Origin of the sequence: Chryseobacterium flavum, assembly GCF_003385595.1 — a bacterium.
Classification (GTDB): domain Bacteria; phylum Bacteroidota; class Bacteroidia; order Flavobacteriales; family Weeksellaceae; genus Chryseobacterium; species Chryseobacterium flavum.
This window is the reverse complement of the sequence record NZ_QNUE01000006.1, coordinates 282012-295228: the sequence shown is the minus strand read 5'-3', so window position 1 is coordinate 295228 and position 13217 is coordinate 282012. Positions and strand designations below refer to the sequence as shown.

General features: G+C 36.3%; 11 protein-coding genes. All 11 read right to left on the bottom strand.

Translation table 11 applies throughout. The features are described from left to right. Nucleotide 1 precedes the first annotated feature (1 nt). The 11 genes from DRF59_RS10070 to DRF59_RS10020 all read right to left on the bottom strand — a co-directional run bounded on the left by DRF59_RS10070 (nucleotide 2) and on the right by DRF59_RS10020 (nucleotide 13186). Entirely contained in the window at nucleotides 2–2188 is a 2187-nt protein-coding gene (locus DRF59_RS10070; protein WP_115959244.1) for a type VI secretion system Vgr family protein, read from the bottom strand. A gap of 186 nt (nucleotides 2189–2374) precedes the next feature. Then, nucleotides 2375–2788, bottom strand: coding sequence for a type VI secretion system tube protein TssD (tssD, locus tag DRF59_RS10065; RefSeq protein ID WP_115959242.1), 414 nt, complete (start codon nucleotides 2786–2788; stop codon nucleotides 2375–2377). 347 nt (nucleotides 2789–3135) lie between these two features. After that, nucleotides 3136–3999, bottom strand: a complete 864-nt coding sequence (locus tag DRF59_RS10060; protein WP_115959240.1) for a lytic transglycosylase domain-containing protein — start codon at nucleotides 3997–3999, stop codon at nucleotides 3136–3138. Nucleotides 4000–4062: 63 nt separating this feature from the next. After that, nucleotides 4063–6558 (bottom strand): ATP-dependent Clp protease ATP-binding subunit, encoded by a 2496-nt coding sequence (locus DRF59_RS10055; RefSeq protein ID WP_115959238.1) that lies wholly within the window; start codon nucleotides 6556–6558, stop codon nucleotides 4063–4065. A 314-nt stretch (nucleotides 6559–6872) separates the two neighbouring features. After that, entirely contained in the window at nucleotides 6873–7232 is a 360-nt protein-coding gene (locus tag DRF59_RS10050; protein ID WP_115959236.1) for a hypothetical protein, read from the bottom strand. 56 nt (nucleotides 7233–7288) lie between these two features. Further along, nucleotides 7289–7756, bottom strand: coding sequence for a hypothetical protein (locus DRF59_RS10045; protein WP_115959234.1), 468 nt, complete (start codon nucleotides 7754–7756; stop codon nucleotides 7289–7291). Nucleotides 7757–7823: 67 nt separating this feature from the next. Continuing rightward, nucleotides 7824–8339: a hypothetical protein gene (locus tag DRF59_RS10040; RefSeq protein WP_115959232.1), complete on the bottom strand. Its 516-nt coding sequence runs from the start codon at nucleotides 8337–8339 to the stop codon at nucleotides 7824–7826. Nucleotides 8340–8433: 94 nt separating this feature from the next. Continuing rightward, nucleotides 8434–8970: a toxin-antitoxin system YwqK family antitoxin gene (locus tag DRF59_RS10035; RefSeq protein ID WP_241505519.1), complete on the bottom strand. Its 537-nt coding sequence runs from the start codon at nucleotides 8968–8970 to the stop codon at nucleotides 8434–8436. Nucleotides 8971–9147: 177 nt separating this feature from the next. Beyond that, entirely contained in the window at nucleotides 9148–9714 is a 567-nt protein-coding gene (locus DRF59_RS10030) for a PepSY domain-containing protein (RefSeq protein ID WP_115959230.1), read from the bottom strand. Nucleotides 9715–9782: 68 nt separating this feature from the next. Next, nucleotides 9783–11252, bottom strand: a complete 1470-nt coding sequence (locus tag DRF59_RS10025) for a zinc metalloprotease (protein ID WP_115959228.1) — start codon at nucleotides 11250–11252, stop codon at nucleotides 9783–9785. Between the two features lie 2 nt (nucleotides 11253–11254). Further along, entirely contained in the window at nucleotides 11255–13186 is a 1932-nt protein-coding gene (locus tag DRF59_RS10020) for a type VI secretion system Vgr family protein (RefSeq protein ID WP_115959311.1), read from the bottom strand. Nucleotides 13187–13217: the final 31 nt, after the last annotated feature.

Here is a 13217-nt window from a genome sequence, read left to right as displayed (position 1 = left end):
ATCAGTTAATATCAACATTACTTCCGGTAATAAATATATCTCCTGTTGCATTCATTGAAGTCACTGCTTTACTGTGAATGCTCAGGTTATCCTGTGTTACCAATAATGCATTTTTTAATGAATTCAAATCAAGCATCCCTTCTTTTGCAGATATGGTAATCCCTTCTTTAGTGATCGTGATACTATTTTCACCGACTCTTAATTCAATTTTTGTTTTTCCTTCCAGAGAAATATTTCCGCCTGCATCCATTGTCAGAACCGAATTGGCGGCTCCGCCCTCTTTTCCTCCGACATTAATGGAATTTGTACTGCCGGCATTTACCGTATTATTGTTTCCTACGTTTACCGTTTTATTGTTATTGGCATTAGTCTGGGCATTTCCTGCTCCGTCAAACTTCATATTGGCCCCACCCTGATCGGTCAGAAATACAGAACCTTCACCATCATTTAATTCTAATTTATTTCCGCTCCTGCTGCTTAGGCTTTTTATATTGTTACCGGCTCCGCCACCACCACCGATTCCACCATGGAACATTCCGCCCATCACAAACGGGCGGTCGGGATGCTGGTGCACAAAATTGACAATAACCTGATCCCCTACTTCCGGAACAGCCATAAATCCCCTGTTCTTGCTTACTTTATCACTACTTCCCGCATCCGGAGTCATTACACGGATAAATTCGGTAGTATCCGGTCCGCTTTGCCAGTCAAACTGAACCTGTACTCTTCCCTGGTTTAAAGGATCTGTATTTGAAATTACTTTTCCAAACTGAGCTTCTGCTTTTGGCATCTGAAATTCGGGACGTGGAATAAATCCTGTATCCGCAGCAATGGCTTCAAATTTCCCATCATAATAGCCTCGGGCATCTACTTCGTGAGTCACTTCAATGATCATTAGCTTCGTAAAATAAGCAGTTTCATTACTCTCCGATTTACGCATTTCGATATCAGCGGTACATCCGGGGTATAAGAAAGGAACCGTTGTAGTCCCTGAAGTAATGAAAACTTCTGAAGCTTTGCTTCCTGCGGTCCCTTTCTGGGAAGCATCGATATCCATAAAGGAAGAAGCTTTAATAGGGGCAACCCTCAAAGAAGGGGTTGTAAAAGTTTTTTCTGATATTTCGTAAGCACGTCTTGCAATGTCTGATGTATGATTAATTTTTGAACTGCCGGCAGTCAGCTTTTCATTTTTACTGCTGTTGTAACCATAAAAAGTAGGACTTACATGCTGGGCCTTCATTTTGATGGCAATATCACTTACACTGCTTCCATAAGTAAGCCTGACAGGTTTTTCCTGAGGAGGCAGTTTTCCGAAGTGCAGAACTTCTCCATCATAATAAAACTGCTCTCCATAGGCTTCGGCCATTCTGGCGAGATAATTATAATGGGTTTCTTCGTATTGTGAGCTGTACGATACATTTCCATGCTGGGCATCCACCCTGAAATCAAATTTATGCTGACCCAGCCCTTCCTTAATTACCTGATCAGCAATACTGTTCAGACTTACAGGCTGACTTCCTCCAAAGCTCTGAATATGAGGTGCTGCATCCAAAAGCACAGTCGGGCTGTACCCTTTAATAATAATATTTCCGAGGCTTCCTTTCTCCTGGCTGAATCCCACTTCTGTAACCACTCCCACAAAATTACGCTCAGCTCCTTTTTCGATATCTTTATATTTGAAAACAACTGTAATTCTTTTTCCCAAAAATTTCTGAGCTTCTTCCAGATTATGATTTTCCGGTTTACCCAGCGTATCATGAGCCAGCATCAGACTGAATTCATGGTGCCTGGTAGCACTCTGCACCAGCTTAAAATGTTTGAAATGGTTAATGATCTGTCCTTCTATGATTACATCGAGCCTGATTACCCGATTGATTCCTGCTATATAACTTTGGGAAATAGCTTCTGCGTTGTGTATTTTTGAGGTAGGTTGTTTAGCCCATACTTTTGTCTCAACCACGGAAGGATCATTGGAAACCAGCATTTGATTCAGGAATTTGCCTGTTCCCTGTACCGTATTTAAATGCTGTGCAGTTTCTACTGTTTTTTTTACTTTTTCCCCTGCTTTGTTTACCTTTTCCTCTGCTTTCGTAACCGCAGTTTCCTGTACAGTTTTTTTGGTTGTCTCTGTATCCTGGCTGATAGATTGTTGAGAAGTCTTTACTTTAATTTTATCATCTTGAAACATAGTGTTGCGTGTTTAAGTTAATAAATATTGAATTGAGGCTGTAGGTATCACCGGATGTAAATTCCGGATACTGATTCTGTTTGGTGATTGTTTCCCTGAGTTTATTTTAAAACAGAAAAACAGAACAGCAAACTTTTACAAGGGCTGTTCTGTACCAATTTTATTTTTACTAAGATGATGAATCGGTTATTTACCTGATGAAGGCCATAATCCTGCATACTCAGAATTACCATATGTAATGGTTTCAGCACTTACTACGAAGCTGATCAGCATACTGTTGCTGTCTACTGCATCGAAGTCTACTTCGTGCTGAATTACGTATCCGTTCTCCCAGTTTAAAGTAATCAATGTTCCTTCTTCGTGAGATTTGTTGAAAGTAACTTCACCTTTGGTAGGTTTGTATTTTCCGTTTAGTAAGCTTTCCAGGATATCAGACTTTTCAGTAGCTTCTACCGTAAGCTTGATCAGTGCGTTGGAAGGATCTGATGCTACACGTCCTGAAACGTCTGTAGATCTTGATACAGCATAATTAAGTTTTAACAACTTTTGTCCTTCACCTCCGTTGAATTTTAAGATTCCTCTTGAATTTCTTTCTGCCATGATAAGTAATTTTTAATCGTTAATAATATTTTGTGATTCAGTGATTGTATAGCAAATATAGAAGGTCTTTTTCTCTAAAAAAAACTTTTGAATACAAATCTGAAAAATTGTCGTAATTCTACGATTTCATGTCGTAATTCTACGACAATAGATTTAAAATCAACAAATAAAACACTGAAATAAATACAATACGATAAAATACAAAACCCTAAAAGAAAGGACATTTTACACTTAAATGAGAAATATTATGTTTTTTTTTATAGAATTTTTGAGAATTTAACTGACCTTAAATTCTGTTTCGAACCGTTTTTAATAGTGTTTTAATCCCGAGGATTATGTTTCCGGATTTACGGCTGAGATGCCCCTTCTCTGATAGAACGGGAAAGTATCTTATTTTTTCTAAGGAGGAAATCAGGCATCAGATCTGTTGGGAGATAGAAGGGACTTTCTCCTTTTTTCTGAAGTTCTTCCACAATTCCGGGATTCCAGGCCAGGATTTTGTCTACTTCAACATTCAGTTCATCAGCAACGACCTTCAGATTAAATCCTGCATTAATTTCTGTTTCTGAAAGTGCCTCACCCATTGTCTTATTTCCTCCGTTTTCAAAAAATATTTTATTTAGTCTTGAGGAGTTATAATTATTTAAAACACTCTCCAGCTCACCTGTTGCATAGCAGGCATTAAGGTATTTTTTTACGTGGTTGATGGTTTCTCCCGGAAGATATTTGGAAAATTCATGATAATGGGTAGAGCCTGCAGCCTGCATTGCTTTTGCAATATTTCCCTCTCCACAATTGTAGGCAGCAACTACGGTTACCCAGTTGTTGTATTTTTTGTAAAGATTTGCAAGGGAAATCACTGCTGTTTTTGTACTTTTATATACATCGGTACGGTTCTGTTCTGTAAGACCGTATTGATTGGCATGGGCTGTCATAAATTGCCAGATTCCTACGGCTCCTGCCCCCGAGGTAATATTTCTGTTAAAATGAGATTCTATCAGTGCCAGGTTTCTTAAATGTTTGGGAAGACCTTTCTGGATAAGCAGCTGCTCAATAAACACCACCAGATCTTTATTGGCATTGATAATACCCTGATATTTTTTCACACTGCTTTCTGAGGTATCAGAAGCAGCCAGAAATTGTCCGTTCGCCAATATACCGGCTCCCACTAGCATTAAACCTGTAAATATATTTCTGACAATAGTTTTCATTTTTAAAGATATTTATAAAAAAGGCCAAAGAGCAGATTTGCCAATCAGCCTTTTATGGTATAGTTAATCTACTTTCCAGCTCAGTTTTTCTTCTTCCTTATTCCAGTCTACATGAATAGTCTGCCCGGATTTCACTTCTTCCCTCACGATCATTTTGGAAATCGGTCTTGCCAGCTGTGCACGGATTACTCCGGAGATCTGTCTTGCTCCGTATTTACTGCTGAACCCGCCTAATGCAAGATTTTTTACTGCCTCATCACTGATTTTTAAGGCCATTCCCAGCCTCGTTAATGAAGTATGAAGTGATTTCAACTGAATGTTAAAGATTCTTTCTGCAATAGATTCTGTGATCGGGGCAAAAGGAATAATCTCCGTAATCCTTGCCAAAAACTCCGGTCTGAACCTTCCTGAGTTTGACATGATCTGCATAAGTGAAGATGATTCCGGAACCTTCCCTTCTTCAAACTGTTTTACGATCTCCTCACTTCCGATATTGGAGGTAAACAGGATCAATGCATTGCTGAAATCTCCTTCTTTACCTAATTTATCGTGAACTTTTCCTTCGTCCATAATCTGAAGGAAAACATCAAAAACGGAATGGTGGGCTTTTTCAATTTCATCAAATAAAACAACAGTATAAGGCTGTTGTCTGATCTTATTCACCAGCATACCACCTTCTTCATATCCTACATATCCAGGAGGAGCTCCGTATAATAATGCTGCTGAGTGTTCTTCCTTAAATTCTGACATATCAAAACGAACCATGGCCTTTTCATCATTGAACAACAATTCCGCCATTGATTTGGCAAGTTCTGTTTTTCCGGTTCCTGTAGGGCCCAAAAGGAAGAATGATCCGATGGGCTGGCCAGGTTTGTTCAGACCGCTCCGGTTTTCTACAATAGCATCCGAAAGAATCTTCAAAGCATGATCCTGACCTACTACCCTATTCATCAGAAGAGATTCCATGTTCAGAAGCTTTTCTTTTTCCTGAGCCTGGATTTTCCCGATTGGAATATTGGTTTTAGCAGCCATTACAGCAGCCAGCTCAAGCCTGTCCACCTTTTCTCTTTTCTTTGCAGCATGCTGTAGCAATTCAGCATAAGTATCTTCAATGATTTTCCGGATCTGCTCTACCGGCATTGAATTGTCAATGGCAGGCTGCTCACTTAAGGATCCCCACAAAATAGGGCTGATTTTATCCCGAAGCAGATTATAGGTCCAGATCAGTTCATCCGCCTGATCTTTACTGTCTGAATATTCTTCTTTTAAGATCGCATCATAACTTTCTTTCCAGCTTTCCAGTTCTTTCTCCGAAAGCTCATCCAGCATCTTGATCGCCGCCATTGTTCTGTCTAAGAGATCAATTGCTGCATCAGGCAGCTTTTTACCTTTAGCATATCTTTTTGCCAGACGAACACATTCGGGAAGTGCTGTTTTTTCTACTTCGATACCATGGTGCTTTTTATAACCTTCAAGCAGGACATCGATCATTTTTACACAGGTTTTTTCATCCGGTTCATTAACAGTCAGTACCTCAAAACGACGGTTAAAAGCCTGTTCCGGTTCTATAATTTTTCTGTATTCTTCCTGTGTAGTGGCTCCTATTACGGTAATTTCACCTCTTGCCAGCTCCGGTTTAAGAAGATTGGCTACATTTCCAATGCTTCCTTTCGGGTCTAAAAGGGTATGGATTTCATCAATGAAAAGAATTGCTTTTTCAATTTTCTTACATTCATTGATTACTTTTTTCAAACGGTCTTCGATTTCCCCTTTGTAAGAAGTTCCTGCTAATAATGCTCCTGTATCCAGCTCCAGAAGGGTTCCGTTTTTCAGCATTTCAGGAACATTGCCTTTTGTAATTTCAATAGCGAATCCTTCCACTAAAGCTGTTTTACCAACTCCGGGTTCTCCAATAATAATTACATTAGGCTTACTTCTACGGCAAAGGATCTCAACCAGCATTCTGAGCTCTTTATCTCTCCCTATAATATTCTCCAGGTCCCCGTTTCTGGCTTGTGCCGTTCTGTCAACACAATAGCTTTTAATGGATGGAAAGGAAGAATCTGTGAAGTCTGATCCATTTGAAAATAATGAAGCGAAATCACCATTTTCAGAAACTGTGAAAGGAGTATCTTTTCTGTATAAATTGAAAATATCATGTTCCCTCAATGGAAGGGATTTTAACTGCTGAAGTGAAAAAACAACCTGGGGTTTTACTATTGCCGTCAGAATACAGATAGGGGTAATCTCATCCAGTCCTAACTTTAGCCGGATATCATCTGCCTCTTCAATAAGGGTATCCACTGCATCATCCTGGCTTACCTCATCAGGCAGGTGGCTGGTTTTCGGATATTCTTCAATACGGACATCGGCCCATTCATAGAAATAACCGGGATCTTTATCTATGCTTTTTAAAAATTCGTTAAGTCCTATGTTTTTATGCATTAAAGCCTGAAGAATATGAGGCCCTCCGTACGTTGCATTATAATTTTCCTTTGCTATTGACTGAGCAATATGAAATAATTGTTTTACTGTTTCGTTGGTTACTAGTACACCCATTGATAATTTTCTTATATTAATAATTTGCGCTCTGTTTTACAATTCTTTTCAAATGATCTGAAAATCATCTGTCCGAATCAGACCGTTTCAATTCTCCTGGTAAAGAATTAAGGTCTTTGTTTTGATCTTCTAAAATTAAATATTTTATTCGACATGGGATAAAGATAATTAATTCTTGAATCAGAGAAGTAATTCTGTGGTTTTTCATCTTTACTCCAATCCCATCTTTTCATACTCTTGCATGCCACAAGTGTTTTCTTTGATCATTTGAATAAGCTAAATCATTCAACACCTGATTCTTTATTTACATTATGTTACCAGGAAGCTGTAGAAAAATCATGAAATAGTAAAAGATAAGAATAGAACAGACTGAACATAAATATTATGATGACAGAAAAGAGCAATATATTAAAGTTCTTTTTATTTAGCTTTCTTTTTATAAAAACGATCAATGGCAGAACCAATATAAATATGATCATATAGTTAATGATCATATTTTTAACATTAATAACTGCTGTTAATGAAGATATAAAATTTTTAAGATACCATGCTGTAAATACTCCGTATCCTTTAGCGGCTTCTCCTTGATAGTTTATATTTTTTTCAAAGCTCATCAGGATCAATATAACGAATGCTAACAACGCATTAAGAAAAAATACTTTTACTGATTTCATGGTTTATTTTAAAACTTCCCTGAATTTCTTCTGAAGTACGGTTTAAAATATTTATGCTACTTGTATCGCTGAATTAATAAATTGACTCTCTCTACGTCATAATCAAAAACAAATTCTTTATTCATTTCTTTTAAATGATATTGTTTGTTTTTTCCCTTTTCTTTATGTCCATATTCCTGATATTCACTTTCAATTTTTCCAACTCTTATAAATTTATTTTGCTTCCAATCCAGAAAATAAAACTTTGCAACAATATTTTCTTTTTGGGTAGAAGTTGTAAAATCTGTATATTCTGTATTCCTTACAGTATTTGTTTCCCTGATAATTAATATGGGGATCTTATTTTTGAGATAAACAATCAGATGATCATGATTCCATTTTTCTCCAACATCTTCTATTTTTATAATATCAGGATCAGATAGTTCTTTATCTATTTTATTTATAAATTTTCGCTCTGATTTGCTTTGAGAAAAAACTAAAACGGATAAAAAAATCAAGGAAGTTTTAATTATTTTTTCTATCATCAGATAAGCTTTAAATTTAATTATTAATTACAGGCTTAGAAAAAAGATTATCCTTAGCTTTTTATTATTAACTGCTTACAAACGGAACCTTTTTCCTCTCCATCTCCTTCCCTGTCTGACCATCTAAAACAACCATCTGTATATCTCCATCCGGGATCAGATATTTTATCACCCAGACCTTTTTTCCATTACGAGCTTCTTTTATAATCTGTGTATGAAAGCCAGATTTCTGATATCCTTTAGGAAGCTCAATCTTATTCTTTTCACAATATTTCACTACATTCTCCGGAGTAAAGCTATATCCCTCATCTGTATTTTCTTCTTTAATAAGCTTACCTGATTTATCAAAATGATACCAAATTCCAACAGGTGAGCCTTCATTGAAGGCAATCCCTTTATTTTTAATGTTTTTAGAAGGATAATAATTTTTTACTATAATAAAGTAACTGTCTTTATAATATTCTGTATAACTGGAACCAATTTTAGCGGAAACAAACGTTGTTGTTTTGTTATCATTAATAACAACCTCTTTCAGTCCTTCTGTATTGATTATTTCAAATTCATTACTAATTTTAGGAATCATTGTTTTTTGTAATTCCTGAGATTGGCATTGTAGAAAAAGACCCAACAAGAATACTACGAATAGTTTTTCTATAAATCTTTTATCAATCATTTAATTATGGATTATAAAAAGGTACTGTTTTTTTCTGAAGCTCTTTTCCTGTTTTAGCATCCAGAATGATTTCTTCTATTTTGTCGCCTGCAATTTGATGAGAAATTCTCCATACTTTTTTGCCTTCAAAATCCTGTTTTAATACTCTAGCCTGGTAACCAGAATCATGGTAGCCTTTAGGCAGATCAATTTTATTCTTTTCGCAGTATGCAATAATATCTGCAGGTTTAAAGTCGTAGCCTTCATCCATGTTTTCCTCTTTAAGAAGCTTACCAGATTCGTCATAATAGAACCATATACCTATTTCAGTACCATTATTGAACGTAATTCCTTTTTCCTTAATTTTTCCAGTTGGGTAATATAGGACAGTATGACAAAAGATATCATCTTTCTTGTATACCTGTTTTATAAATCCATACGATTGCTTATCCTCTACAACAGTAGCATCATTAGACTTTACAATCAAGGTTCCTCTTACAGAATTTTTTAGAAAATTTTCAATATCAAATTTTTCATACTTATTATCAACAATTGGTATCATATATTTATCTATTTTTTGAGATTGGCATTGTATAAACATACTCAACCATATTAACATTATTATTTTATTCATAATATTCTTTTTGTAGATTGAATGTTTTTTCATTGTCAATAATACAGTGTGATATGCTAATGACATTCAACGTGTAATTCCCACTGTTGGTTCATAACTAAAAAATCAATTGTTTATAAATTCTGACTCTCTTCTTGAAATTACTTTACCAGAAATACCATCCAAAATTATATTTTCAACACGATTCGACTTCTTTAACCATTCTATTTCCCAAATCGGTTTTCCATTTTCTATTCTTCTTGAAATTATAGTATGAAAACCTGTACTTTGTAATACCGGACCTTTTGTAATGGGAATAACTTCTTTTTCACAGAATTTTAAAATATCTTCAAATGTATATTTGTAAGGCTTATCATAATCAACCTCTTTAATCAGCTTTCCATTTTCATCAAAACCATACCAAATTCCTTTTTGAAAAGGAGCTCCCCAAGGAACATTAAACATGATACCTTTATCTTTTATATTTCCACTGGTGTAATAAGATTTAGATATCATAAAATAGGAATCTTTATATGATTCGGTATAATATTTACCAGAGTTTGCCATACTCATTTCAATATAGTTTCCATTGGGCAGAAACTCTCTTACAACATCAGTTTCTTTTTTTGTTGATTTACTAAATTTGTCTATATCAAACTTTTCAAATTTGTTATCTATTGTAGGAATTATCATATTTCTTTTTTGAGATTTACATGAAAAAAGTATCAATAAACTGAATAAAAAAAATATTTTTTTCATAATTATTTGGTATTTGTATTAGCTATCATCCATTGCCATTTCCAAAGATTATAACGTGTTTCGGGAATGTGATGAGAATAATCCATAATATTTTCTGTTTTAGCATATTCATAAGTAAACTGTGCTTTTGCATCGGCTTCTGAATTAGTAAAACTGTGAGGTAATGCAAAGCTATGAAGAAATTCGTGAGCTGCTGTTTGATTATTTTTTGTTGGAAATAATACCACAAACCTGCCATTACTATATCCATTGAGCGCAACTACATGATTAGAGGCATCTACAAATCCTCCACTTTCTCCGAGATAAATAGCAATGTAGTGATTATCATATTTTGCTTCAGGAATTTTATTATTTTTCAACTGTGTTTTCAGTTTATCATATATATAATTTTGAAGAGTAACAAACCCCGATGGAGCATTACCTGATGGTTGATAATAAGCAGCAATTTTACCTCCAATGACATACTTACCACCTGCTTTAAAATGGGAATCTGTAGATACGTCTATAGTTTCCGTTTCTACATCTGCTTCTATCAACGCCTGGCGTAAATAATTTTCAAACAATTCTTTCTGTCCAACGGAATTACCAGTTTTTGAAGTAGCTCCAGGTGTGAGCTCAGGGGTCTTTAATTCAATAATTAAAAACTTAGTTTTTTTCCTTTTGGCAGCATGATTAGCCCAAACCTTTAATCTCCCGGCGACTTCAGAAGTTTCAATACCCGCATTGTCTTTTTTTACTGCGATAACTTCTATAACCTGATCATTTGAAAACTCTTCCAAACATTCTATGGTTACAAAATCTTTAAGATTGTGTTTCCCTTTGGTTTTAGGAGAAATTTCCATAGGAGAAATTTTGAAAAATTTATTTTCTTTAAATTTTAAAACGTCCGGTTCTTCATCTACTTCAATATTGAGGCTTAAAACAGCTTTGGTATTTTTAAAATTAGATGCAGTAAGCTGGTTTGTTTTACTATCTTTGATCTGGGAAGGGTAAAGTGATAACCAGGAACAATAATAATTTTCAAGAGTACCATCTGCTTTTTTCTTCCACGGAATACTGTAAACACCATATATTTGCTTAAGTTTAGAATATAAGACAGGCGCCTTTTTAAAGCTCCCATCATATTCATTGATATTTCTTTCCAATGTTGTATAAGTAGCATCCGTATATTGCTTTGCTATAATATTTTCATAATCAACATCACCAAAATTAGAAGTCTCCCCCAATCTCATCCAGTCAAAACCATAATCTTCACCCTGCCAACCATTTTTACTGCGAAAGTGAACAATACATTTTGCTTTTATTTCAGAAGGAGGAGGATCGCTTGGCGTATTATGACTCACCCCTTTAGCATTCCCCTTTTCAGAAATCCATTTCATGGCACGTGAAATAATACTCTCCTGAGAGTACATATTGTGATTTTCATTTGAGATTTTATTATAGGTGCCTTTTACAATTCTCGTTCTGCTCATGGCTAATGTGCTTTAGATTTCTCACCGCTATTATTTTGAACTTCCTGTTGAGCATGTTTATTAATGGAAGCATTGGAGGTAATGTTGATTTCTTTTTCCGAAATCTCATTCCTTTCTTTCTTCGTTTCACTGTGTACATCCCCTTCAATGATCTCTGTAAGTTTACCTGTAATAAATGTGCTTACATTTCCTATGACTGAAGTAAGCTTCATAGCACCTACAGTCTCGGTATTATTCAATCCGATACTGTCTGATTTATTCATCCCCACCGTTGTAGTCATATTCTCCCCTACATTGATGTTCATGTTTTTACAATTCAGGGTCATCGTTTCCGGTGCCGTAATATTAATATTGCTTCCGGTAGTATCCAGATGGATTTCATTTCCACTTTTATCCGTAATAATAATACTTTCATCTTCTGTAAAAACAATGCGGTGACCGCTTCTCGTCTGAATAGATTTCACGCGGTTATCTGCTCCGCCTCCCAGACCTACGCCTCCGTGAAACATGCCCCCCATAACAAATGGCCTGTCCGGATGGCTGTGAACAAAATTAACCATCACCTGATCTCCCACTTCGGGAATAGCCACGTAGCCACGGTTTTGGGTAATCTGGTCCGTTCCTCCCGCATCGGGACTCATGACACGCACAAAATGGGTGGTATCGTTCATTTGCCAGTCAAACCTCACCTGAACCCTTCCTTGTCCTTCGGGATCAGCATTTGAAATTACAGTAGCAATCTGTGGCTGGGCATGAGGTATAGTAAATTCAGGTTTAGGTAAAAAACCTGTATCCGCGGCTATAGATTCAAAACTTCCGGTATAATGCCCTATGGTATCTATTTCATGAACCGCCTCTGTAATCATTACCTTGGTAAAGTAAGCCGTTTCATTGGTATCAGGCTTTCTCATATGGATGTCTGCAATACATCCGGGATGCAGAAATGGTACGGTGGTAGAACCTGAAACGGAAAATACACTCACCGCCTCACTTCCGGAGCTGCTTCTTTGGGAGTGCTCTACATCCAGGTGTGTGGATGCTTTGATAGGAGCTACCTGAAGTGCCGGGGTTTTATAAATTTTTTCGTTGTGGCTGTAAGCTGTTCTGGCAAGGTCTCCTACATGGTTTACAGGAGTTTCTCCGGATGTCAGTTTTTCGTTTTTACTGCTGTTATAGCCATAATATTGTGGTTTGGTATGTACCGCTTTTATTTCAACCCTTATATTATCAGCATTACTTCCATACAGTAATTTTATAGGTTTATTCTGTGGGGGAAGCTTTCCGAAATGCAATACTTCACCATCATAATAAAACTGTTCGCCATAAGCTTCTGCCATTCTTGCCAGGTAATTATAGTGCGTTTCATTATACTGGCTGCTGTAGATGATCTGGGAATAATCATGGGTATCAATTCTTACATCGAAACGCTCTTTATCAATTCCCTGTCTGATCACATCAGCTGCAATTATTCCCATATTAACGGGCTGACTGCCTCCGAAGCTCTGGATATGAGGAGCCCCGTCCAGTAATATCGTAGGGCTGTGACCGGACAGTACGATATTCCCAAGGCTCATTTTTTCCTGGCTGAATCCTACTTTTGTGATGATCCCTACAAAATTTCTTTCGGGACTGTTATCAATATCCTTATAGGAAATAACTGCTGTAAGCCGTTTTCCTAAAAATTTATTCGCTTCCTCAAGGGTATGATTCTGACGGTCCTCCAAAGCATCATGAGCAAGGGTAAGACTGAATTCATGGTGATGACTGGCTTTTTGTTTAAGTGTGAAGTGCTTATAGTGCTTAATGATTCTACCTTCCACAACTAATGAAAGTTTAACCAACCGATTGATTCCTGAATGGTGATTTTCGGATATTCTATCTGCATTTTGTGACGGACGGAAGGAAGAGCCTTTAGTCTGTAATTCGGTTTTCATATGCATTGTGTTTGTGTTTGTATTAAATATA

What these genes read in the sequence shown, in the direction of transcription:
- DRF59_RS10070 (WP_115959244.1), bottom strand. Translation starts at nt 2,188, where the DNA reads ATGTTTCAAGATGATAAAATTAAAGTAAAGACTTCTCAACAATCTATC.
- tssD (WP_115959242.1), bottom strand. Translation starts at nt 2,788, where the DNA reads ATGGCAGAAAGAAATTCAAGAGGAATCTTAAAATTCAACGGAGGTGAA.
- DRF59_RS10060 (WP_115959240.1), bottom strand. Translation starts at nt 3,999, where the DNA reads ATGAAAACTATTGTCAGAAATATATTTACAGGTTTAATGCTAGTGGGA.
- DRF59_RS10055 (WP_115959238.1), bottom strand. Translation starts at nt 6,558, where the DNA reads ATGGGTGTACTAGTAACCAACGAAACAGTAAAACAATTATTTCATATT.
- DRF59_RS10050 (WP_115959236.1), bottom strand. Translation starts at nt 7,232, where the DNA reads ATGAAATCAGTAAAAGTATTTTTTCTTAATGCGTTGTTAGCATTCGTT.
- DRF59_RS10045 (WP_115959234.1), bottom strand. Translation starts at nt 7,756, where the DNA reads ATGATAGAAAAAATAATTAAAACTTCCTTGATTTTTTTATCCGTTTTA.
- DRF59_RS10040 (WP_115959232.1), bottom strand. Translation starts at nt 8,339, where the DNA reads ATGATTCCTAAAATTAGTAATGAATTTGAAATAATCAATACAGAAGGA.
- DRF59_RS10035 (WP_241505519.1), bottom strand. Translation starts at nt 8,970, where the DNA reads ATGATACCAATTGTTGATAATAAGTATGAAAAATTTGATATTGAAAAT.
- DRF59_RS10030 (WP_115959230.1), bottom strand. Translation starts at nt 9,714, where the DNA reads ATGATAATTCCTACAATAGATAACAAATTTGAAAAGTTTGATATAGAC.
- DRF59_RS10025 (WP_115959228.1), bottom strand. Translation starts at nt 11,252, where the DNA reads ATGAGCAGAACGAGAATTGTAAAAGGCACCTATAATAAAATCTCAAAT.
- DRF59_RS10020 (WP_115959311.1), bottom strand. Translation starts at nt 13,186, where the DNA reads ATGAAAACCGAATTACAGACTAAAGGCTCTTCCTTCCGTCCGTCACAA.